The sequence below is a fragment of the Hymenobacter fodinae genome (assembly GCF_004745825.1).
In the GTDB taxonomy this organism is placed as follows: Bacteria; Bacteroidota; Bacteroidia; order Cytophagales; family Hymenobacteraceae; genus Hymenobacter; species Hymenobacter fodinae.
This window is the reverse complement of the sequence record NZ_SRLA01000003.1, coordinates 593,695-615,784: the sequence shown is the minus strand read 5'-3', so window position 1 is coordinate 615,784 and position 22,090 is coordinate 593,695. Positions and strand designations below refer to the sequence as shown.

At 63.0% G+C, this 22,090-nt stretch carries 25 protein-coding genes; 21 read left to right on the top strand and 4 right to left on the bottom strand.

Annotated features, from left to right (window positions below; all coding sequences use genetic code 11):
* Positions 1 to 122: 122 nt before the first annotated feature.
* The 7 genes from EU556_RS16385 to EU556_RS16355 all read left to right on the top strand — a co-directional run bounded on the left by EU556_RS16385 (position 123) and on the right by EU556_RS16355 (position 5,185).
* A complete protein-coding gene (locus EU556_RS16385) occupies positions 123 to 1,217 on the top strand; it encodes a c-type cytochrome (protein ID WP_135435214.1) in 1,095 nt (364 codons plus the stop codon).
* A gap of 35 nt (positions 1,218 to 1,252) precedes the next feature.
* The gene (locus EU556_RS16380) at positions 1,253 to 1,732 is read left to right on the top strand and encodes a DsrE family protein (protein WP_135435213.1); all 480 of its coding nucleotides are present in this window, start codon (positions 1,253 to 1,255) and stop codon (positions 1,730 to 1,732) included.
* Between the two features lie 33 nt (positions 1,733 to 1,765).
* Positions 1,766 to 2,722 carry a molybdate ABC transporter substrate-binding protein gene (locus EU556_RS16375; protein ID WP_135435212.1) on the top strand — a complete coding sequence of 319 codons (957 nt, stop codon included), beginning with the start codon at positions 1,766 to 1,768 and terminating at the stop codon, positions 2,720 to 2,722.
* Positions 2,723 to 2,735: 13 nt separating this feature from the next.
* Positions 2,736 to 3,500 carry a substrate-binding domain-containing protein gene (locus tag EU556_RS16370; protein WP_135435211.1) on the top strand — a complete coding sequence of 255 codons (765 nt, stop codon included), beginning with the start codon at positions 2,736 to 2,738 and terminating at the stop codon, positions 3,498 to 3,500.
* 24 nt (positions 3,501 to 3,524) lie between these two features.
* Entirely contained in the window at positions 3,525 to 4,163 is a 639-nt protein-coding gene (locus EU556_RS16365; RefSeq protein WP_135435210.1) for a TMEM175 family protein, read from the top strand.
* Between the two features lie 62 nt (positions 4,164 to 4,225).
* Positions 4,226 to 4,885, top strand: a complete 660-nt coding sequence (locus EU556_RS16360; protein WP_135435209.1) for an MBL fold metallo-hydrolase — start codon at positions 4,226 to 4,228, stop codon at positions 4,883 to 4,885.
* Positions 4,886 to 4,909: 24 nt separating this feature from the next.
* On the top strand, positions 4,910 to 5,185 hold the full coding sequence (locus EU556_RS16355) for a DUF202 domain-containing protein (RefSeq protein WP_135435208.1): 276 nt from the start codon (positions 4,910 to 4,912) through the stop codon (positions 5,183 to 5,185).
* A gap of 498 nt (positions 5,186 to 5,683) precedes the next feature.
* On the opposite strand, the gene EU556_RS16350 is transcribed toward EU556_RS16355, so the two are convergent.
* Positions 5,684 to 6,430 (bottom strand): COG4705 family protein, encoded by a 747-nt coding sequence (locus EU556_RS16350; RefSeq protein ID WP_135435207.1) that lies wholly within the window; start codon positions 6,428 to 6,430, stop codon positions 5,684 to 5,686.
* A gap of 63 nt (positions 6,431 to 6,493) precedes the next feature.
* Positions 6,494 to 7,195 (bottom strand): phosphatase PAP2 family protein, encoded by a 702-nt coding sequence (locus EU556_RS16345; protein WP_210116310.1) that lies wholly within the window; start codon positions 7,193 to 7,195, stop codon positions 6,494 to 6,496.
* 475 nt (positions 7,196 to 7,670) lie between these two features.
* Here EU556_RS16345 and EU556_RS16340 point away from each other — a divergent pair, with 475 nt between their 5' ends.
* The 14 genes from EU556_RS16340 (at position 7,671) to EU556_RS16275 (ending at position 19,243) form a co-directional block, all read left to right on the top strand.
* Positions 7,671 to 8,480, top strand: coding sequence for a hypothetical protein (locus tag EU556_RS16340; RefSeq protein WP_135435206.1), 810 nt, complete (start codon positions 7,671 to 7,673; stop codon positions 8,478 to 8,480).
* Between the two features lie 43 nt (positions 8,481 to 8,523).
* Positions 8,524 to 8,841: a DUF4134 domain-containing protein gene (locus EU556_RS16335; protein ID WP_135435205.1), complete on the top strand. Its 318-nt coding sequence runs from the start codon at positions 8,524 to 8,526 to the stop codon at positions 8,839 to 8,841.
* A 10-nt stretch (positions 8,842 to 8,851) separates the two neighbouring features.
* The gene (locus tag EU556_RS16330) at positions 8,852 to 9,184 is read left to right on the top strand and encodes a DUF4133 domain-containing protein (RefSeq protein WP_125423216.1); all 333 of its coding nucleotides are present in this window, start codon (positions 8,852 to 8,854) and stop codon (positions 9,182 to 9,184) included.
* A gap of 27 nt (positions 9,185 to 9,211) precedes the next feature.
* The gene (locus EU556_RS16325; RefSeq protein WP_135435204.1) at positions 9,212 to 11,698 is read left to right on the top strand and encodes a TraG family conjugative transposon ATPase; all 2,487 of its coding nucleotides are present in this window, start codon (positions 9,212 to 9,214) and stop codon (positions 11,696 to 11,698) included.
* A 35-nt stretch (positions 11,699 to 11,733) separates the two neighbouring features.
* Entirely contained in the window at positions 11,734 to 12,294 is a 561-nt protein-coding gene (locus EU556_RS16320; RefSeq protein WP_135435203.1) for a hypothetical protein, read from the top strand.
* A gap of 27 nt (positions 12,295 to 12,321) precedes the next feature.
* Positions 12,322 to 12,975 carry a hypothetical protein gene (locus EU556_RS16315; protein ID WP_135435202.1) on the top strand — a complete coding sequence of 218 codons (654 nt, stop codon included), beginning with the start codon at positions 12,322 to 12,324 and terminating at the stop codon, positions 12,973 to 12,975.
* A gap of 15 nt (positions 12,976 to 12,990) precedes the next feature.
* Positions 12,991 to 13,647, top strand: coding sequence for a hypothetical protein (locus tag EU556_RS16310; RefSeq protein ID WP_135435201.1), 657 nt, complete (start codon positions 12,991 to 12,993; stop codon positions 13,645 to 13,647).
* Between the two features lie 44 nt (positions 13,648 to 13,691).
* Complete coding sequence (locus EU556_RS26110) at positions 13,692 to 14,795, top strand: hypothetical protein (protein WP_167855608.1); 1,104 nt, start codon at positions 13,692 to 13,694, stop codon at positions 14,793 to 14,795.
* A gap of 38 nt (positions 14,796 to 14,833) precedes the next feature.
* On the top strand, positions 14,834 to 15,448 hold the full coding sequence (gene traK / locus EU556_RS16300) for a conjugative transposon protein TraK (RefSeq protein WP_125433079.1): 615 nt from the start codon (positions 14,834 to 14,836) through the stop codon (positions 15,446 to 15,448).
* Between the two features lie 10 nt (positions 15,449 to 15,458).
* Positions 15,459 to 16,658: a conjugative transposon protein TraM gene (traM, locus tag EU556_RS16295; protein WP_135435200.1), complete on the top strand. Its 1,200-nt coding sequence runs from the start codon at positions 15,459 to 15,461 to the stop codon at positions 16,656 to 16,658.
* Between the two features lie 9 nt (positions 16,659 to 16,667).
* Positions 16,668 to 17,825, top strand: coding sequence for a conjugative transposon protein TraN (traN, locus tag EU556_RS16290; protein WP_135435199.1), 1,158 nt, complete (start codon positions 16,668 to 16,670; stop codon positions 17,823 to 17,825).
* Positions 17,826 to 17,952: 127 nt separating this feature from the next.
* Positions 17,953 to 18,141 carry a hypothetical protein gene (locus EU556_RS16285; RefSeq protein ID WP_125433076.1) on the top strand — a complete coding sequence of 63 codons (189 nt, stop codon included), beginning with the start codon at positions 17,953 to 17,955 and terminating at the stop codon, positions 18,139 to 18,141.
* A gap of 185 nt (positions 18,142 to 18,326) precedes the next feature.
* Complete coding sequence (locus EU556_RS16280) at positions 18,327 to 19,076, top strand: type IV toxin-antitoxin system AbiEi family antitoxin domain-containing protein (RefSeq protein WP_135435198.1); 750 nt, start codon at positions 18,327 to 18,329, stop codon at positions 19,074 to 19,076.
* Positions 19,061 to 19,243 (top strand): hypothetical protein, encoded by a 183-nt coding sequence (locus EU556_RS16275; protein WP_135435197.1) that lies wholly within the window; start codon positions 19,061 to 19,063, stop codon positions 19,241 to 19,243. Before EU556_RS16280 ends, EU556_RS16275 begins: the two co-directional genes overlap by 16 nt.
* A gap of 94 nt (positions 19,244 to 19,337) precedes the next feature.
* On the opposite strand, the gene EU556_RS16270 is transcribed toward EU556_RS16275, so the two are convergent.
* Both EU556_RS16270 and EU556_RS16265 read right to left on the bottom strand, forming a co-directional pair.
* Positions 19,338 to 20,417, bottom strand: a complete 1,080-nt coding sequence (locus tag EU556_RS16270; protein WP_135435196.1) for a ComEC/Rec2 family competence protein — start codon at positions 20,415 to 20,417, stop codon at positions 19,338 to 19,340.
* 144 nt (positions 20,418 to 20,561) lie between these two features.
* Positions 20,562 to 22,031: a Fic family protein gene (locus tag EU556_RS16265; RefSeq protein ID WP_135435195.1), complete on the bottom strand. Its 1,470-nt coding sequence runs from the start codon at positions 22,029 to 22,031 to the stop codon at positions 20,562 to 20,564.
* Between the last annotated feature and the right edge of the window lie 59 nt (positions 22,032 to 22,090).

Below are 22,090 nucleotides of genomic sequence, written 5' to 3'. Positions count from 1 at the left end.
CTGACCGGCCGGCAGCGGCCGGCATTTCCCCGCAAATTCTTATTGATTTCTAAAGCTTTGGCACCGCCCGGCGGCGGTGGCCCTGGCTGGCCCTTGCCCACCCTTTGTATCCCAGCGCCCCAATGGAAACGCCCCCACCACCCCGCCTGCAGCCCGAAGACAAGCAGGTACTGCTGAAAGTAACCGGCCTGCTCACCTGGCTCACGGGCTTGCTGGCGCTGGTGGTGGCCGTGACGGCCTACGGGCTGCTGGCCCCGCCGCCGCCCACTCCGGCCGTGGCCCGGCTGTCGGCCGATGCTTCGGGCAACCCCGGCACTCAGCCGCCCCGGTCGCAGCCGGGCAGCCCGCCCGACTTCTTCGCCCCGGCCCGCTTCCTGCTCGACAGCGTGCCGCAAACCCCCGAGGGCGCGCTGGTGCGCTACGGCCACGAGCTGATTGCCCGCACGCCCGACTACCTGGGGCCGCAGGCGCGGCAGCCGCTGCTGCGCCTGGCCGGCAACCACTTGGCCTGCCAGAACTGCCACCTGCAGGCTGGCCAGAAAGCCTTTGCCGCGCCCTACGTGGGCATCTGGGGCATCTACCCCGCCTACAAGGGCCGCGAAAACGCCATCAGCACCCTCGAAGACCGCATCAATGGCTGCATGACGCGCAGCCTCAACGGCCGCCCGCTGCCGCTCGACGGCCGGGAGATGAAGGCGCTGGTAACGTACATGAAGTGGCTGGGCCGCCAGGTGCCGGTAGGGGAAAAGGTGCAGGGCCAGGGCTTCGTGAAGTTCACGATGCCCAACCGGGAGGCCGACCTGGGGCAGGGCAAGCTCGTCTTTGCCCAGCAGTGCGCCAGCTGCCACGGGGCCGGCGGGCAGGGCCAGCGGGCCGGCCAGGGCGGGCCGTACCAGTACCCGCCGCTGTGGGGCCCCGACAGCTACAACGACGGGGCCGGCATGCACCGCCTGCAAACGGCCGCCCGCTTCCTCAAGGCCAACATGCCCTTCGGGGCGACGGCGGCGCACACCGTCCTCACCGATGCGCAGGCCTACGACGTGGCGGCCTACATTAACTCGATGCCACGGCCGCACATGGCCCACCTGGAACGGGATTACCCTAACCTCACCAAGAAGCCCATCGACTGCCCCTACCCGCCCTACGCCGACCAGCTCAGCCAGCACCAACACCAGTTCGGGCCGTACGCGGCCACGGGCCAGAAGGGCGGCGAGTAGCTCCCCGCGTTTTATCACCCTACTGCTCATATCCCATGAAAAATCTAGTGCTAACTGCCGCCCTCGCGGCCGGCCTCGCCCTACCGGGCCTTGCCCAATCTTCCACTGCCATGACCGACCAGCAAGCCTTTCAGCAAGGCACTTTCCACGGCGCCACGGCCGACCAGGCCCAGTACCACGTCATCTACCAGCTTGACAGCGACGACCCCAAGCTCATCCAGCAAACGCTGCGCAACATCGGCAACGCGCTGGAGGATACGCGGCTGAAAGGTAAGCTCACCGTGGAGCTCGTGGCCTTCGGCACCGGGGTAGCTGTTTTTCGCAAAGACCAGTCCTACGAGCCGCAGCTCACGGCCCTCAAGCAGAAAGGCGTCATTCTGGCCCAGTGTCTGAACACGTTGAAAGAGAAGAAAATCAGCAAGGACGAGCTGCTGCCGCTCATTGCCTACGTGCCCAGCGGCAACGGGGAGCTGATTATCCGCCAGGCCCAGGGCTGGTCGCTGGTGCATCCGTAGTCCTACCCTTCACCCGCCCTACTTCCGCTGCCTATGAAATCCGCTTTCACCCCGCTGCTGGCGCTGCTGCTCGCCGCGCCGGCTGCCCTTTCGGCCCAGACCATGCCCACACCCAAGTCCGCCCCCGTTGAACCCGCCCACCGCTTTGACCCGCCCTGGAATGCGCCTTCGCAAGCGGGCGTGCCCTTCACCGTGCCCGGCATCGACAACGTGCCCGACCTCTACGGCGACATCGTCGACCCGCAGCTAGTGGTATTCTTCGGCGGCAACCAGTTCATGGTGCTCGATGACCTGCTGAAGGAATTTCGCAAAGCCTACCCGCAGTACCAGCGCATTTTCGTGGAGACGCTGCCGCCCGGCATTCTGGCCGAGCAAATAAAGCAGGGCAGTCTGGTGGTGGGCAACCTGCGCATCGCGCTGAAGCCTGACGTGTACGCGGCCGGCAAAAACCGCATGGACCAGACCCCGGAGTGGTTTGCGCGCACCACCAGCTACGCCCAGAACCGGCTGACCATTCTGGTGCGCAAGGGCAACCCCAAGAAAGTGACCAGCCTGCGCGACCTGGGCCGGCCCGAGGTGCGCGTGAGCATGCCCAACCCGGCGTGGGAAGGCATCGGCAAGCGCATCGAGGAATCGTACGAGAAGGCCGGCGGCGCGGCCCTGCGCACGGCCGTGATGACGACCAAGGTGAAAGCCGGCACCACCTTTCTGACCCAGATTCACCACCGCCAGTCGCCGCTGCGGGTGCTCTACGACCAGTCGGATGCCGCCCCGGTGTGGTACACGGAGGCCTACTACCAGCAGCTGCTAGGCCACCCGACCGAGACCGTGGCCATCCCCGACAAGGAAAACATCACGGCCAACTACGTGGCCGGGGTGATGAAAGCCGCTCCCCACGCCCAGGCCGCCGAGGACTTCGTGGCCTTCCTCAACAGCCCCGCCGGGCAGGCTGTGTACCAGAAATACGGCTTTTTGCCGCCCGTGAAGTAACGCCTTGCTACCCATGAAAACATCCCCGCTCACCCGGCTCCGCCGCTTCGCGCTATTGCTGATGTCTCCTGCCTTGCTCGCCGCCGCGCCGGCCGCCGCCCAAACCCTGCACGTGTACGGCCCCGGCGGCCCGGCCACGGCCATGAAGGAGTGCGCCGCCGCCTTCACCCAGCGCACCGGCCTGGCGGTGGAAGTCACGGCCGGCCCCGAGCCCCAGTGGTTCGAGCAGGCCCGGCAGGATGCCGACCTGGTGTACGGCGGGGCCGAGTACATGCTCACCCAGACGGCGCTGGCCCACCCCGGCTTCCTCGACGAATCCAGCCGCGCCAGCCTCTACGCCCGCACGTCGGCGGTGCTGGTGCGCCCCGGCAACCCCTTGCACGTCAAGCGCCTCGAAGACCTGGCCCGGCCCGGCGTGCGCCTGCTCGACGTGAACGGGGCCGGCCAGATGGGTATGACCGAGGACATGGCCCGCAGCAGCGCCCTCATCGCCAACCTGCAGCACAACACCAAAACCTCGGTCAAAACCAGCGCCGAAGCCGTGGACCTCTGGCAGCAAAAGCCCCAGGACTACGACGCCTGGATTACCTACGCCTCCTGGCAGGAGCGCCTGCCCGGCTCGCAGCTGGTGCGCCTGCCCCGCGCCCAGCGTGTGTACCGGGGCACGCCCATTGCCCTTACCCAGCGCACCAGCCAGGCCGCCCTGGCCCGGCAGTTCGTGGCCTTTCTGCAGTCGGCCGAGGGCCACGCCATTTTCCGCCGCCACGGCTGGGAATAACGTCCCAGCCGCAACGCTTCTCCCGTGTCAGTCCCTGCCAGCCCGCACTACACCGACGTCGCGGCCCGAAATCTGCGCCGCATCGAGTCGCTCAGCGACGGGGTGTTTTCCATCGCCATGACCCTGCTCGTGCTCAACCTGCGGGTGCCGGCTGCCGCCCTCGTGCGCACCGAGGCCGACGTGGGGCCGGCCCTGCTGCGGCTGCTGCCCGACCTGGGGGGCTACGTGCTGGGGTTCCTGTCGCTGGGCATCTTCTGGGTGTGCCAGAGCACGCAGTTCACCTACCTGGAACGCAGCGACCGGCGGCTGGCCTGGTGGCACATTGCCTTTTTGCTGGTGGTGGGGCTGTTGCCGTTTTCTACTGCTTTTCTGACCACGCACCTGCCCCTGCGCGGGGCCGTGCTGGTGTACTGGGCCAATTTGCTGCTGCCGGGGTTGGCGCTGCTGGGCAGCTACCGCTACGCCCAGCGCCAGGGCCTGCTGCGCCCCGCCGAGGCCGCCGTGAGCCGCGCCCTGGTGCGCCGCCTCGGGCTGATGCAACTGCAATACGCGGCGGCCATGGCCCTGTGCTTCGTGCACGTATACGCCGGGGTAGGTCTGTTGCTGCTGGTGCAGCTCAACTACGCCGTGGGGCTGGTGGCCAGCCGCTGGCTGGGCGACTGACCCCAAATAGGAACGCGCCGGCTGGCAGCCCGTAGTTAGCTGCAACCCCTGCTTTTTATCTTATGCGCATCACCAAGTACATCCACTCCTGCCTGCTGTTTGAGCTGGACGGCCAGCAGCTCCTCTTCGACCCTGGTAAGTTCTCCTTCAACGAAGGCCTGGTCAAGCCGGACGTATTCAAGGACGTGTCCGTCATCGTCATCACCCACGACCACCCCGACCACCTGGATGTGGAAGCGCTGCAGAAAATCGTGGCCCTGCGCCAGGCCATTATCATTACCAACCGCGAAGTGGCCACCAAGCTGCACGCGCACGGCCTGACGGTCCAGATTCACGAGGAAGGACCGCTGGACGTAGGCGCGTTTCAGTTGCAAGCCATCCCCGTGCAGCACGAGGCCATCCTCGACAGCACCTTGCCGCAAATGACCGCCTGGCTGGTAAATGGCCAGGTGCTGAACCCAGCCGACTCCTTTGCCCAGAACCTGCTCCAATTCGCGGGCGTGGAGCTGCTGGTGCTGCCCGTTACCGCGCCCTTCCTGACGGAGCTGGTTGTGGCCGACTTTGTCCTGAAAATGCGCCCCAAGCAGATTCTGCCGGTGCACGACGGCTACCTCAAGCCCTTCTTCGTCGAGCAGCGCTATGACACCTACGAGCCGTATTTCAAGAAGCACAGTATTGCGTTTCACCGCCTGGCCGCGCCCGGCGACAGCGTGACACTCTAACCCCACCGCCTGCCCTACTACCGAATGCCGCCCATTTCCCCACCGCCTGCTCTTCCCCTGTCCGACCAGTTGGCCCTGCAGCGCACCCGCCTGGCCAACGAGCGCACCCTGCTCACCTACGTGCGCACCAGCCTGGCGCTGGTGGGCTTTGGCCTCACGCTGCTGCAGTTTCACCCCGAGCGGGGCGGGCGGCTGGGCTACTCGGCCCTGGCCGTGGCGGGCGTGGTGCTGGCGGTGGGGCTGCTGCGCTTTCGCGCCCACCGCCGCCAGTTGGCGGCCTGCCAGCAGGCCACGGGCTAACGGCTTTTCACCTACTTGCGGGAGTCCCATACCGGTAGCCCCCGGCAGGACCGCCGGGAGCGTAGCATAACTGTCCGGGTAGAAGGTTACTGGGCGAAGACTTCCACGGCCCCGATTTCGTTGACCATGTAGGGGCGGCGGTCAGGGTCGTGCCCGGTGGGCTGGGTGTGGCCGGCGCGGCCGGTGGCGCGGGCTTGCAGCGTGTGCCGGCGCGGCGGGCGGCGTTCAGCGAAATTCCCACCGCCGCCAGGCAAAGGGCACGAACACGTGGTGCCACTGACTCAGGTGCCTGAACCAATTGTGCCAAGGTTGGCTCGTACGGTCTACCCATAGTACCGCCTACACAAACGACGGTTATTGACGGCCTCCACATCACATAAACCAGCGCGTACCAGCAGCAACGACGCCAGCAACGCCCATTGTCCATTCCTCAACAACGTCCAGTCTGCGTTCATGGCTGAAAATAACTCCGATACGAACGTACAATGAGAACACATCCTAACCGACCTGCGCCTCGTCGGGCCGGGGCTGCCGCAGCGAGTCGTAAAGCACCAGCCCAACGAGCAGCCCAAACAGAATCAGCGACGCGCCCTGGGTGCCGAAGCCCAGGCCGTGCTGCTCCGGGGTCTTGGTGAGCAAGTCGCCGAACGTGGCGCCGAAGGGGCGCGTGAGCACAAAGGCCACCCAAAACAGGAACACGTGCGACAGTCGGGTGAAATAATAGGCCAGCACCACCACGGCCAGCAGGCTGCCGATGAGCAAGGCCCCGCCGCCAAAGCCCAGGCCGGAATCGTCGGCCAGGTAGTCACCCAGGGCCGTGCCCAGGGTGTTGGACACCAGGATGGCCAGCCAGTAAAACAGCTCGCCGCGTCGGGTGCGGATGTTGCTGACCGACAGCGACAGTTCGCTCCAGTACCACACCCCCAGCACCGCCAGCAGCAGGGCCACCAGCAGCCCCGCGCCGGTGGCGTAGCCCAGGCCCAGGGTGCGGTCCAGGTAGTCGGAGAGGGTGGTGCCGGCCGTGCTGGTGGCCAGAATCACGGCCCAGTACAGCGCCGGCAGGTAGCGCCGGGCCAGCAGCTGCCCGCCGAGCACCACCAGAAACAGCCCCAGCAGCAGCGCCGAGCTGAGGGCGTAGCCCACGTTGAGGGTCATCGACAGCAGGTCGCCGGCGGTTTCGCCCAGCGTGGTTGCGCAGATTTTCATCACCCAGAACAGCAGCGTGACTTCGGGAATCTTTTTCATAAGGCAGGGGAGGAGTTGAGGCTGGGGTAGTTATAGCGGCGGGGTGGAGGTTGAGCGCGGCGGCTAAGGCCGAAGGGAATGATGACGCGGGTGGATGAGCTGTTCCAATTCGCGCAGATAGGGCGAGAAGAGCAGGTGCACGCCCGATACCCAGCCCACGGAGGCTATCCAGCCGGCCAGCACGTCACTGGGATAATGCACGCCCAGGTACAGACGGGAAACGCCTACCCCCAGCACAAACAGCGCCCCCAGTCCCCAGAGCAGCCCGCGCCAGCGCGACCGAGCCAGCAGCAAGCCCAGCGTGAGCACCAACGCGGCCGAACCCATGGCGTGCCCACTGGGAAAGCTCGGCGTGGTTTCCGGGGCCAGCGACACCCACAGCGCCGGTCGTACCCGGCCCAGCAGCAGCTTGGCGACGATGTTTAAGGCCGCGGCCCCGCCCACGGCCACACTGAAAAACCAGGCGTGACGCCGCTGCCGCCGCCAGATCAGCAGGCTGGCAATCAGCCCGGCCAGCGTGGCCATCACCGGCGGCCCGCCCAGCCGGGTGAGCAGCAAAAACAGCTGGTCGAGCGCCGGGGTGGCACGGGTGTGCAGCCACTGCAGCGTCCATTGGTCGCCCGGAAAACCTTCACCTTCGCGGATTTCTGATGAGGCTTTCAGAAAAATACCCCAGGGTAGTACTACGCCGATAAGCAGCAGCACCATCAGCCGGCGGTGCTGCTGCAACAAGGACTTGGAAATGGCAGAAATCCAGAACATCATACCGAGCCGCTAAACGATCCACCCGCTGCTGGGCAGGGCGGCCGAGGACAAGGCTACGCGGGTATTCTGAGGAAAAGCTGAGGGTGCTATTGGACGGAAAAAGATTGCCATCTTCTTTATCCGCCATCGGAAAGCCACCGTCGATGGGCAGGAGGTTCAAGCCTGCACCTACAGCCTGCCGGTGGTATAGAGAACAGTTATTTGCTATTGCTGTAAGCCCATCTCGATGTCGTGGAAACCCTCCTATGGCTCCCAGCAGCTCTCTTCGGCACTCCGGCCCGCTATCACGCATTTCGGTAGTCCTGCCCCTCCGTTCGTGTACGGCCCACGCATCTCACCACCCGATTTTAACCGTTCGTCAACTTTCTACTAATCGGGTTTCGGGGCCGGATAGGTTTGCACAAGTCAAACCTGAGGGTTTGGCACGTTCACGCTCAGGTCGGCCGACCCGAGGTGCCACGCTTGATTCCTGTCGATGCTCAGTGCTTATTCCTGGAGCCAGTTTGGCCTGTTTATGCTGGTCGTGGTTCTGCTCTACTACCTGGTAGTCGGGTTACTCTACTACCGCGCCGAACTCGCCCCGCTGCTCGCACTCGGTAAGCGCGGCGCGGGCAGCACTCCGTCCCCCACCACGGCTCCGCCCGCCCTAGTACGCCCGACCTCAGCCTTTGCGGCGCCGCAACCCGCTGCCGCGGAGGCAGCACCAGCAGCTAGAGTAGAAGAGGAGGGAGCCGCCGAGAACCTGCCCCCGGCCACTGAATCAGTAGTAGGAGGCCAGTTGCCCGCCTCCACCGCTACGGCTACCGGCCAGGACCAGAGCGCCGACGACAGCGCGCCGATGGACGCCGCTTCGACCTCGGCCGAGGAGCAGGCCGCAGCCCAAGACCAAACCCGCACCGAAGCCGCCGACCAGGCCGATGAGCGCCTAGCCGAACTGGTGCGGCGCGAAGCCCATGCGGGGGCTGACCCGCCGGCCGCCGTCGACCATTCCACCGAACTCCTCGACGCCGAGCCCGCGCTTCAGCAACTGCTGCCGGAGGGCTACGAGCCTCTGGCTTCATTCGAGGAGCCGGTCGCTTCCTCGCTGGACATCATCACCGCCGGGCCAGCGCCGCAGCTGGTGGCCGCCGAGTCGGTCAGCGAGTACATCGCCCTGCTGCAAGCGGGCCAGAACCCGCCTGCCCCGGCCGGCCTGCAGGGCAGCTGCCTGGCCGAGCAAATGGCCCAGCACCTGGAAGAATACCAAGCCGAGCTAGCGGCCCTGTTCGGGGCCGACGAGCTGTAGAGTCCGGCCCACCCATACCCACGTCTCATTCTTTCCCATTCGTATGAACCAGAAGCGTTTTAGTACCTCGTTGGCTATCCTAGCCCTGCTCCTTAGTTCGCACCTGCTCTACGCCCAGACCGGGAGTGGCAACGGCACGGCCGGCATTCAGGATGCCACCACGCAGGTCACCAGCTACTTCGACCCGCTCACCAAGCTCATGTACGCCATCGGGGCGGTGCTGGGCCTGGTGGGTGCCATCAAGGTGTACAGCAAGTGGAACTCCGGCGACCAGGACACCCAGAAAACGGCCGTGTCCTGGTTTGGCTCGATGATTTTCCTGGTTATCGTGGCCACGGTGGTGCGCTCGTTCTTCCTGTAATACCGGCGCCATGCCTGTCTACGACTTGAACCGGGGCATCAACAAGCCCGTCGAATTCAAGGGGCTGGTGGGCAGCAACATCTACTTTCTGGTGGCCGGCATCGGGCTGGTGTTTGCCCTGTTCGTGACCTGTTACCTGGCGGGCGTGCCCTTAGTGCTGACCGTGCTCCTCACTTTCCTGGCCGGGGGCGGCATGTGGGCCGGGGTCTTCGCCCTGAACCGCCGCTTTGGCGAGCATGGGCTGATGAAAGCCGCCGCCCGCCGCTCCTCGCCCCGCTACATCACCAACCGGCACAGCCGCCTTTTCCAACGCCTCAACCAGGACCCGCCCGGCCGCGCGTAGCGGCCGGAGCGGGTGCTTTCCCTGCCTATGAGCAACAAGGTTCTGCCCTCTGTTTCCCTGGAATCCAAGCAGCCCATCTACAAGGTGGAGAAGGATTGCCTCGTCTCGAAAAACGCGGACGTGACGGTGGCGTTTCGCCTGGAGCTGCCGGAAATCTTCACCCTCTCGCGGGAGGATTACGCCCAGCTGCAGGCCGCCTTCGTGAAGGCCGTGCGCCTGCTGCCCGACCACTGCGTGGTGCACAAGCAGGACTGGTACGTGGAGGACAAGTACGCGCCGGGCTTCGAGGCTGAGCGTACGCTGCTCTCCGCCGCCTACGAGCGGCACTTCAACGAGCGTCCGTTCCTGAACCACTTCTGCTACCTCTACATCACCAAAACCTCGTCGGAGCGCCCCAACTGGGGCAGCACCTCGGGGCTGCTGGCCCGCCGCCACATCGTGCCCAAGGACATGCTCGACACGAAGGTGCTGGAAAGCTTCTTCGACAGCGTGGGTCAGTTTGTGCGCACGCTGGAAGGGGTGGGGCCTACCAACGCCCCCTTTATCCGCTCGCACCGGCTTACCTCCGATGAGCTGGCCGGCACCCAGGAAAAGGCCGGGCTGCTGGAAAAGTACCTCTCGCTGGACCTCTCCGACCAGGCCCTGCAGGTGGACCTGGATTTGACGGGCGGGCTGAAGGTGGGCCAGGAGTTCTGCCAGATGTTCTCGGTGGCCAACCTCGATGACCTACCCACCGCAGTGGAAACCGACATCCGCTACGAGGCCTACAGCACCGAGTACTCGGACTTCCCCATCTCGTTTGCTGCCCCGCTGGGGCTGCTGCTAGGCACCAGCCACATCCTGAACCAGTACGTGTTTCTGGACAACACCCAGAAAACGGTAAAAACCTTCGAGCAGAAGAAGGACCGGCTCACCTCCCTCTCGCTCTACTCCCGGCAGAACGCCATCAACGTGGAGTACTACCACGCCTTTCTCAACGAGCTGCTAACCCACAAGCGCCGGCCGGTGCGGGTGCACTGCAACGTGCTGACCTGGGGCAGGAGCGAGGAGGAGCTGACGGAGGTGCGCAAGCTGGTGAATGCCGCCTTTAACCAGATGAACTGCAAGCCCCGGCAGAACACCGTGGACATTGCCGCGCTCTACTGGGGCGGTATTCCGGGCAACGCCGGCGACTTTCCCGCGGAGGAGACCTTCTACACCTTCATTGAGCAAGCCGTGTGCTTCTGGGCCTCGGAAACCAACTACCGCTCCACTGGCGCCACCAAGGGCATCAAACTTTCTGACCGCCTCACCGGCAAGCCCGTGCTCGTGGACATCTCCGACGAGCCGATGAAGCGGCAGGTCATCTTCAACCGCAACAAGTTCGTGCTCGGTCCCTCGGGCTCGGGCAAATCATTTTTCACCAACCACATGGTGCGCCAGTACTACGAGCAGGGCGCCCACGTGCTGCTGGTCGATACGGGCAACTCCTACAAGGGCCTCTGCGAGCTGGTGGGCGGGGTGTACTTCACCTACGAGGAGGATGCGCCCATTGCCTTCAATCCCTTCCTGATTTCGGGCAAGCTCGACGTGGAGAAGAAAGAGAGCATCAAAACGCTGCTGCAGGCGCTCTGGAAAAAGGACGACGAAGCGGTCAGTCAGTCGGAATACGTGTCGCTCTCCACAGCCGTGAGCCTGTATTACGTGATGCTCGAAGCCAACCCGGCTATTCAGCCCAGTTTCAACACGTTCTACGAGTTTGTGAAGGGCACCTACCGCAAAGTGCTGGAGGAGGAAAAGGTGCGCGAGAAGGACTTTGATATCGACAACTTTCTCTACGTGCTCGGGCCCTACTACCGGGGCGGCGAATACGACTACCTGCTCAACTCCGATAAGGAGCTGGATCTGGTGCAGGCCCCGTTCATCGTCTTCGAGCTGGACAACATCAAGGACCATCCCATCCTGTTTCCGGTGGTCACACTCATCATCATGGAAACCTTCATCTCCAAGATGCGCAAGCTCAAGGGGGTGCGGAAGATGATTCTGATTGAGGAGGCCTGGAAGGCGCTGACCACGCCCGGCATGGCCGCCTACATCAAGTACCTATTTAAGACGGTGCGCAAGTTCTTCGGCGAGGCCATTGTGGTCACGCAGGAAATCGACGACATCATCGGCAACGAGATTGTCAAGGATGCCATCATCAACAACTCGGACTGCAAGATTCTGCTCGACCAGCGCAAGTTCATCAACCGCTTCGAGGAGATTCAGGCCCTGCTCTCGCTCACGCCCAAGGAGAAGGACCTAGTGCTGAGCATCAACCGCGACAACCAGCCCGCGCGGGGCCGCTACACCGAGGTATTCATCTCGCTGGGCGGGGTGGTGTCGAAGGTGTACGCCATCGAGGTGTCGAAGGAAGAGTACGTGACCTACACCACCGAGGAAACCGAGAAAGTGCGGCTGTTCGAGAAGCTGCGCCAGACCGGCGACATGCCCACGGCCATCAAGCTCTTCGCCGCCGAGCTGCGCGAAGGGTAGGGGAGCACACCATCATCAACAAAAGGGAAAAAACGATGCGCAATCTATTGTTTCACCTGGCCCTGCCGCTGGCGCTGCTCAGCAGCTGCGGCAGCGATAAATCCCCAGCCGACTCGCCGGCTACGACGACCCCTGCGGCAGATGCAACGGTACCTGCGTCCACCGAGGTAGCTGCCGCGCAGGCCCTGGCCGACAGCCTAGTGGCGTTGCCCACCGCAGACCCGGCCGACAAGGCGGCGGCCCGGCGCTACGCCCAGTTCGTAGCGGCCTGGCAGGGCAGCGACCTAGACGCCTCAGTGAAGGAGCACCCGGTGGTACGCAACGGCTGGGCCCGCTACCGCTACGTGCTGCGCACGGTAGCCCGCTCACGGGGCCTGCCCCGGGTGCAGCCCGAAGACGTGGCTACCTGGAACGGCCTGGCCGGCCGCTGCGAAACGGTGGCCACGATGCTGCTGGCCCTGACCAAGGAGCCCAACATGACGGCAACGCAGGCCCTGCCCACGCTGCTGGGTTTTGAGGGCGGTACCGGCCAGGCCCGCTTCGCAGCCGAGCGGCACCTGAAGTACCTGCTGCACCCGCAAACCCGGAATCAGTAAGCCAACCACCACGCAAACGTGCCGCCCATGCAGAAGAAAATCATCCTCCTCAGCCTGGCTCTGCTGGGCCTGAGTGCTACCCGGGCCTCGGCCCAGCTGGTGGTATCGGCCCCGCTGCTGGAAGGGCAAAGCGCCGTGCAGACCGGCCTGCAGAAGACCATGAAGGGGCTGGAAGCCGCGGCCAACAAGCTGGTAGCCTTCGGGGTGAAGGAGCAGGAGCTCACCAAAACCTTTGCCCGCAAGAACCTGGAGCAGCACAAAGAATGGTACGACGGCCTGCTCAAGGTCAGCGCCGCCGTGCGCGACTACCGCCGGGTGCGCTCCATCTACGCCAAGCAAACCCAGATTATCCAGCAGTACTCGGATGCCATCAACGTGCTGCGCACCTCGCCCTACATCAGCCCCCAGCAGCTCACGCAGATGACCAGCATGTACGCCCAGCTGCTGGCCGAGGGCGCCAACACCGTGGCCGACCTGCGCACCGTGGTCAGCCCGGCCATGCTCAAGATGACCGACGCCGAGCGCATGGAATTCATCGACCAGCTGGACGCCAAAATCACCGACCAGCTGGGCTTGGTCAGCTACTTCACCCGGCGCAACATGCTGCAGCTGCGGGCGGCCCAACAAATCGAGCAGGACCGCCAGACCCTTCTATCCTTCATGGGCGCCAGTGCCCGCTAACCCCACCCGCTGCCGATGAAAACTATCTCCTTCTTCGTGCTGCTGGCGCTGCTGGGCCTGGTGGCCCGGCCGGCGCGGGCCCAAACGGTGATATCGGCGCCCATCTCCGAGCAAATCTCGCGCAAGCAGATTCTCCACCAAGGCGTATCGACCACGCTGAAAGGCCGGGCCAAGGTGCTGGCCGGCGACATCAAACAGCTCAGCACGGCCATCAAGGGCATCACCGACCAAACCCAGGTCCTGCACGCGCAGTGGTATAGCTCGCTGCTGCAAATCAGCGCCGGCGTGCGCAACTACCGCCGGGTGCGGGAAATCTACGACGCCCAGGCGGCCATGATTACCCAGTTTTCCAGCGGCGTGACCGAGCTGCGCACCCGGGGCCTCACGCCCGCGCAGGTCAGCGAGGCTTCCACCATGTACCAGGTGCTGCTGCAGGAAAACGTGTCGCTCATCACCGAGCTGGCCACCATCATGACCACCAACCGGGCGCAGATGACGGACGCCCAGCGCCTCAAGTTCATCAACCGCATCGCCGACCGCATGCAGCAACAGCAGCACCTGATGACTTACTACACCAACAAGTGCCGGGCCGTGGCCTACCAACAGCAGCAGGCCCGGCAGGACCGGGCCTCGGTACTGGCCCTGATTGGGGCCGCAGACGCCGCCCGCTAGCGCCCCGCCGCTTTTCTCCCACCGCATTTCCCGCCGCTATGGACATGAACTCAATTACCATGCAGATGCTGCAGATGGAGCAGATGCTGGGTCGACTCTACGATTCGATGCTGCCGCTGGTCGCGCAGTTCGTGACCCTGGGCCGCGCCGTGGGCGGTATTGCCGCCCTGATATTCATCAGCTCCCGGGTGTGGGGCCACATCGCCCGGGCCGAGCCCATCGACCTGTATCCGCTGCTGCGCCCCTTTCTGATTGGCCTGGCCATTCTATTGTTTCCGCAGCTGCTCGGCGGCCTGCGCGGCATCACGGGCGCGCTGGCCACCAGCACCGATTCGGTGCGCACCGATCAGACCGCCCGCATCGACCAGCTGCAGCAGCAGAAAAAGGCATTGCTGGCCCGCCAGCCGGGCAACGAGTACTTCGCCACGGATGAGGCCTACGAAAAGCGGCTGGAGGAGCTGGGCGGGACTACGGGCATGAGCAATATGGGCCAGCAGGCTGCCTTGGGATTTGATAAGCTCAAGTACGAAGTCAAGCAGGACTTCCGGGAATGGATGAAAAACACCCTGGAGCTCTTCCACATCGCTGCCCGCCTGCTCGTCAACGTGCTGGCCACCTTCCTGCTCATCGTGCTGTCGGTGCTGGGGCCTCTGACCTTCGGCATTGCCATTTTTCCCGGCTTCACCGGCTCCATTGCCAAGTGGCTGGGGCAGTTTGTCACCATCAGCTTGTGGGTGCCGGTGGCCAACATCTTCGGGGCCATCATGGGGCAGTTTCAGGTGATGATGCTGGAAGCCGACATCGGCCGCCTCAACACCGGCGCTGGCGTCGACTCCGCCGATTTTGGCTACCTGGTCTTTCTCTGCATTGCCATTGCCGGCTACCTGGTCATCCCCTTCATCACGGATATGATGCTGGCGGCCTCGGGCGTGAGCGGCGTGGCCCGCGCCATGCAGGGGGCGCTGGTGGGCACCGCCGCCACGGCCGGCGCCGCGGCCGGGGCGGCCACCCGCTTGGGCGCGGCCCCGGCTGCGGCGGCGGCCGCCACGGGGGCAGCCGCTACCGACAACCGGTCCTGGGGCGAGCAGCTGGGCCACCGCGCCGGCACCGCCCTGCGGGAGCGAGTCTTCGGCCGCCGCTCCGCCTAAGCCCGGGCCCACTTATTCCTCACTAGCCCTTCCTAGCCATGTTCGCATCCCTGAAAACCATCGACTCCGCCTTTCAGCAGGTCAAAACGCTGGCTCTGCTCTTCATCGTGGCGGTGCTGGTGCTGGCCGGCGCCATTGCCTACTTCGCATTCCAGACCACCACCGCGGCCGCCAACCGCATCTACGTGCTGGAGGGCGGGCAGCTGCTCACGGCCGGCGCCCGGGATGCGCGGGCCAACCGGCCGGTGGAGGCCCGCGCCCACGTTACGCGCTTCCATGAGCTGTTTTTCACCCTGGACCCCGACCAGAAAGCCATTGACAGCAATGTGAACAAGGCGCTGTACCTGGCCGACAACTCGGCGAAGCGGCAGTACGAGAACTTCAAGGAGAAGGGCTTCTACAACGACCTGATTGCCGCCAACATCAGCCTGGAAATGAGTGTGGACAGCGTGGTGATAACCAACGCGCGCCCCCTGGTAGCGCGGTGCTACGGGCACCAGCGGGTGATTCGGGCCACCTCGGTGACCACCCGCAACTTCCTCTCGGAATGCTCCCTGCGCGACGTGACGCGCTCGGAGAACAACCCGCACGGCTTCCTGATGGAGAACTGGCGGGTTCTGCGCAACGAAGACCTCAGCACCCAGCCCCGCTAAGCCCCACCCAATGGAAACCAAACCGCACGACGCGCAATTTCTGCGCACCCGAAAGATGGCCACCTTCCTGCCGGTGGTGGGCGTCCCCTTCCTGGCCGTCATGTTTTACCTGGGCGGCGGCGGGCAGGGCGCGCCTGCCGAGGCCCAGAACGTGCCGTCCGGCTTTAACACTACCCTGCCCACGGCCGAAAAGGGCTCCATCACCGCCAGCAAGCTCGAAGCCTACGCCAGCCCGGTAGATACCCTACGCAACCGGGGGCTGGTCGATGCCCGTCTCGATACGGCGGCCGGCTCGGGTCTGTCGTACTCCATCGGCGCCGATGGCAAGCCCGGTCCCAATGGGTCGGTGGACAAGTCCGTGGTGGAAGCCCAGCAGCAGCTCATTGCCGCCCAGCAGGCGCAGCTGAACGGTGGGGCCGCGCCCGGCGCTGCAGCCACTCCAACTGCAGCAGCACCCGGCGCCCTCACGCCCCAGGAGCAGCTGGAGCTGATGCGCAGCCAGCATGAGCGGGAGCTGGCCGAGAAGGACGCTCAGCTGCAGATGGCCCAGCTGCTGGCGCAGAGCAACAGCGGCGGGGGAGGGGTAGCCCGCCCGGCCGCGCCGGTGGTGGCCAAGCCCAAGAAAAAAGCCAGCACCCGGGCCAAGGTGGTCGATGACGACGCCGTCGTTTCTCGTCTGGGCTCTAACGGCGCGGGCACACGGCGCACGGCCTCGTTTACTGGCCTCGATGACGGACGGGCGGCGAATGAGGATGCCAACACCCTGCCGGCCGTTATTCACGGATCGCAGGAAGTCGTCAGCGGCTCGCTGGTGAAAATGCGCCTGACGGAATCGGCTGTGGTCAACGGCCGCGCCCTGCCGGCCAACACCTTCATCTACGGCAAGTGCAGCCTGGCCGGGGAGCGGCTGAACATCAGCATTGAGACGCTGAAAACCGGCAATCGGGTCTTCCCGGTGGCTCTCGAAGTCTACGACGTGGACGGGCTGGAAGGCCTGCACATCCCGGGTGCCATTACCCGGGACGCGGCCAAGCAGGCTGGCGCCGACGGCCTGAATGCCGCCGATGCCATGACCATGAGCGCCGACCCCACCCTGGCCGCGGCCGGCGTGGCAGTTACCGCCGTCAAGGGGCTCGGCCAGAAGAAAATCCGCCTGGTCAAGGTGCGCCTGAAAGCCGGCTACCAGGTCATGTTGAAGATTGATAAATAAGCTACCCCTATGAGAATCGCCCTTGCCCTCTGCACCCTGCCCCTCAGCCTGGCCGCTGCGCCCGCCCTGGCCCAATCCACGACGCTGGCCAGCACCCGACCCGTGGCCCCAGCCGCCGCAAAGCTGGCGACGTATCCGCTGTTCGTGTCGGAGCAAAAAACCACCCACCTGGTGTTTCCCTCCCCGGTCACCTACGTCGATTTGGGTAGTGCCGGGCTGATTGCGGCTAAGGCTACGGGCTCCGAAAACATCGTGCGGGTCAAGGCGGCTGGCAGCGGCTTCAGCGAAACCAACATGACCGTGCTCACGGCCAGCGGCAAGCTCTACTCCTTCGTGGTAGGCTACCAGCGCAACCCGCGCCAGCTGGGCCTGGACCTGGGCGCGCCCGGCGCGGGCCCGGCTAAGCTCCCCGTGCTCACGCTCTACGTCTCGGACCAGAAAACCACCCACCTTGTGTTTCCCTACCCGGTCACCTACGTCGACCTGGGTAACTCCGGCATTCTGGCCGCCAAGGCCACGGGTGCCGACAACATCGTGCGCGTGAAAGCGGCCAGCAACCACCTGACCGAAACCAACATGACCGTGCTGACCTCCGGGGGCAAGCTGTACATGTTCGTTGTCAACTACCAGCACGACCCGAAGGTGCTGAGCCTGGACCTGAGTACGATGACCAGTTCCACTGCCCAGGCCGGCAGTGGCAGCGAGGCCATCCTGTCGAACACGCCCATTCCGCGGGGCAACCTGGATGCCTATTCTAAGCAGTCATTGGCACGCGGCGGCTCGGCGGCCAGCGACACGAAAAACCAGCTCAGCGTGCGTGCGGGCAGCGTGGGCTACCAGCAGGAAACTTTGTTTTTCCCGCTGCACCTGCGCAACCGCTCCAATGTGACGTATGACGTGGATTTCGTCAAGTTCTACATCCAGGACAAGAAGGTAGCCAAGCGCACGGCCGAGCAGGCCATTGAGCTCACGCCCACCTATGTCTACAACGGCAACCTGAAAAAGATTGAAGCCGCCGGCAAGCTCCAGCAGGTGTTTGTGTTTAAGAAGTTCACCATTCCCGACCAGAAAAACCTGGTCGTCGAGGTGTACGAAAAAGGGGGGGGGCGCAATATCAAGCTCAGGCTTTCCAACAGCGACCTGCTCCGGGCCCGCGGCTTCCGCTAGCCCCTATCAATACGTTGCACCTTGCTACGTAGCAACTGAAATCCACCAAATCAGCGTCAGGTTGTTTACCTGGTAGAAGAAGGCAGGGCAAGCGACCAGCTTACCACTCATTCCAACCCCTATTGCTATGCGTATTCCGCTGCTTATCGCGCTGGTTATCTTTCTCTACTCATCCTGGGCTCCGAGTTGGGGGGCGCAGGTGGCCACCTGGGGCCTGCTCCTCTATTTCGGCTTCAAGTTCTTTCGCCTTTCCAGCTCCGTCATGCACCGGGCTTCCCGCAGCCCCCAGGACCGCTACGACCCGTACAACCACTAGCAGCACTACACCGCGTGGCACTTCGCAAACACCCTCCTGTTGCCTGTAACAAGGTAGCAGGAGGGTGTTTAGGTTTCCCGCCTGGTATTATCTGAGTCCGTTACTCACCGGAACACAACGTGTGCTTTGTAATGTTTTGCAGTAAAAAAACTTTACAATTAGCGTATCTTTACTGGCCGAAGCAGATGGAAAAAGCAGCCAAATCCACGACCGCCCGCCAGAAAATCCTCAACCGCCTGCAAAAGCTGGAGCCGGGCGCCCTCGTGCGCTACCAGGACTTTGCCAACCTGGACATCGCGCCGGGCACGGTGGCCGTGAACCTGAGCCGGCTGCGCCAGGAAGGCGTGGTGCAGCAGGTCACCAAAGGCACCTACCGCCTCCCCCTGCAGAGCCGGTTCGGCCCGGTACCGGTTTCCGAGCAGCAGGTGCTGCAGGTACTGCTGCAAACGCCCAGCAAAAAACTGCGGGGCTACCCCACCGGCATAGCGGCCTTCAACCGGCTAGGCCTGACCACGCAGGTACCGCAGGAAATTCAGATCGCCACTTCCCGGCCAGGGCGGCCGAAGAAAGTCGGCAACGTGCGTGTGCGCTTCGTGCGCAGCCGGGCAGAGGTGAAGCCGGAGCAGGTAAAGCTCTGCCAGCTGCTGGATGCCCTGCGGCAGATTAAGCGCCTGCCCGACACTTCGCCAGCCGCGGCTCTGCTGCGCCTGCGCGAGCAGGTAAAGCAGCTACCACCGGCTGAGCAGGCCGCTCTGGTTCGCTTGGCGCAGGACTACAATCCGGCCACGCGCGCCCTGCTGGGGGCCCTGCTGGAAGGGCTGGGTGAAGTCAAGCTAGCCACTACGCTGAAAGCCAGCCTGAATCCCTTATCCACTTATAAGCTTGGCCTCTCCGAGCAGGCCTTACCAAACCGCGCGCAATGGCGAATCCGATGACTCTGCACACCCATGAGCAGGACTTTCGAAACCTGATTACCATCACCGCGACGGCCCGGGGGCTGCATCAAAGCTTTATCAAGAAAGACTACTGGGTAACCTGGGTGCTGCGCAACATGGCCGACTCGGCCGTGGCCGACCACGTCGTATTCAACTACTCACGTTAAGCTCCTGCGCAACAACTTAAACCCGCTTAAATTAAAGACCTAGTCGTTCAAGCAGAACTGGCATCTGAGGTCGGCCTGATTGTCATTTTGCCTTTTACTTCCCCGGGGCTGCACTATCGAAAGTCAAGTTCCCGTCCGTTTTGGTTGTCCTGGTCTGTTTATTTCGGGCTTTGGATTTTAAACAGTCCAATACCTCATCATCCTGATAGGTATCGCCGGAACTGAATGCATACACCGGCTGCATTACTTCGCAGAGTTCCTTTGAAAGGTTGTTATTGCTAGCATGGTGTGGCACTTTCAGAAAGTACAAGTCTTTCAATGCGTTCTGCCAATCGGAGATGTTTTTTAAAGAGTCAATCCCAGCGTCCCCCGTAAACAGGTAACGGCCTTCCTGCGCGTCAATGGCAATGATGATGCTGGCTTTGTTGGTATTGGTCAATTTGGCTTCCTCCTGCGTTTTTAACCGGTCGCACGGTTTTATTCCCGCCAGCTTAGCCTGTTTTCGCAGAAACGACTCTTGCTCTGTTAGGAACAGGCCCGCCGGCACCTCTTCTGCAATGAATGATTCAAATGATTTGTTTGGCGGAAAAAGGGTATTAAAATAGGCTCGTGTAGGACCTAAAATGGATACTTCGGGCCAAGCAGCGAGGGGCCGGGCATTCGTAAATGCCTCCACCAACTTTTGCGGGGGAATCACGTCCATCAACTGCTGCAATTGGGGCAGCGATTCCAAGAGCAAGCCAATCTTCTGTTCAGCCAAAACCTGTCGGTCCGCCGGGTATGACTCCAGCAAGAGGCTGAGCCGACGGTTATCCCAAGACTGTGTATGCTTCAAGCCAGCATTCCCAAGTAGCAGCTGGGCCTGGGTGATGTACTCTTTTAACGCGGCTGGAATCTTGTGCACCCACACCTCGCCCACATCGGCTCCGTAATCAATCAGCAAGGGAATCAAGCCCCCGATGTGGTCACTGTCGCAGTGGGTGCACACGACGATGTCGGGCGCTTTTTTCCCGTGGGCCTTCAGCACTACCTCTAAGACCGGCTTCATTTTCTTTTTGTAGTACGCCGGTTCTCCACCATCAATGACCATAACCAGCGACTGGCCGCTTTTGACCAGCTCGACAATAATGGCATCGCCGTCTTTGACGTTTAAAATGTTGATTTTAACATTCATAGGTTATGGTTATTAAGGTGTAGGTGGTTGTTTGTAGCAAATATGTCTGGTACTGACCATTACGCTTTTGCTCTGTGTTCGCTAAGACGTAGCCCTGCTAACCAGTGACCGGTCGTCAGGGCCCTATCCGTCGACGTTGGCTGGTTACCAGCGTAACTGCGAGGAAACCTCCGTGAAGGCTTGTTGGGCTTCCAGCTGCTGCTTCACCGACTCATAGGACTCGGGCCGCAAGCTAGACACAAACTGTTGCGCACTGCTCAGCATGCGGATATACAGGTCGGGCTCCCCTTGCCGGCTTAAGCGCCGCAACGCATCCAAATAGCCTTCTCGGGCGTGGGTGGTGATGATAATGCGGCACTGACCAGCACTCACCAGCTCGGCATTCATCATGAGCCGGGCCACCCGGCCATTGCCGTCATCGAAGGGATGGACTTCGCTGATTAGAAACATCATGAACATTGCCCGGGCTAGTGGCTCCGTCAGGTTCCGGTAGAGCTTGAATCCTTCGTGCAGGGTGCCACGCACCAGAGCAGGGTCCACAAAGTTGGTCAGGCCAGCTTTGTTAGCATATTCTTTCCACTGACCCGGGCGTTTGTCCGGCCGCGCCCGCATCAGTTGCGCATGCCGCCGCTGCAGGATGGCGAGCAGTTCCTCCGCCGTTTGGGGTACCACTCTCATTTCCGCGACGTTACTGCAGAGCTGGTACGTACTCAACACGTCGTGGGAGTCCGCATGTCGGCCGCCTATTGCCCGGCCGGATTCCACCATGCGATGGGCTTCGTCAACTTGGAAGACCGTACCTTCAATGAAGTTGGAGAAGTACGCCTCAAAGAAAGCCACCGTGTAAAATGCTGGGGCCGCCGGCCCTGGGTCGGGCCGCTCTGGGAGTGCTGTTTGGCGCAAAGCACTGAGCAGCGCCGTGAACAAGGATACCCGGCCCGCGTCGAAGGGAATGCCTAGCGCCCGGGCCCGAGCTACGGGAGAATTCAATACTTTGCTGGACTGAGTGGCCAGCAGCGCCCCAACAATACGCTGCAGCAAGGCCAACTCCGTTGGCCAATTTAGGGCCGCGGCCACTTCGCGGGCTCGGTCCCGCAAGGCGTTTAGGCCGTCTTCTCCCCGGACGCTGAGCACCATTTCCAGCCGCTCCTCGACGGTTTCGATGGGCAGGTTTTTGCTGACGCCCCCCTTGCGGACGCGGGCAGGCTGCAGGTTCTCAAGCAGCCCGCGGGCTTCTGAAGCAAAGAGCAGATTGCCGTCCCCAAATGGCGTATCACTAGACAAGGCATCCGGCCCTTCCAGCAAGTGGACGGTCAAGCCGGGCAGCTCCACATTGCGGGTGTATTTATAAGTTAGGAACAAGTGGGCGTCAGTTGAAGGCCCACCTTCCAGTTGCGAGCGGTGGCTGATGAGTGCTCCCGGGAACAAATGCTGCACCACCGGCAGCCAGTTCTTCCGAATCAGCACCTCTGGAGGAGTAACTAAGTCCGGGGAGTAGATGCGGGACGCCACCTCCCGCAGTTCTCCCCGCTGTCGAGCAGCCCGAATCCGCCTATTCTCTGCCGGCTCCGAAGTCCCGAATACCAGCAGCGGCCAGTGTGTATTTTTTTCCATTAAGAGGGGCAGTATGGGTCCAAGAGTTAATTTTATTCGATTAACACATAAATTTTAGA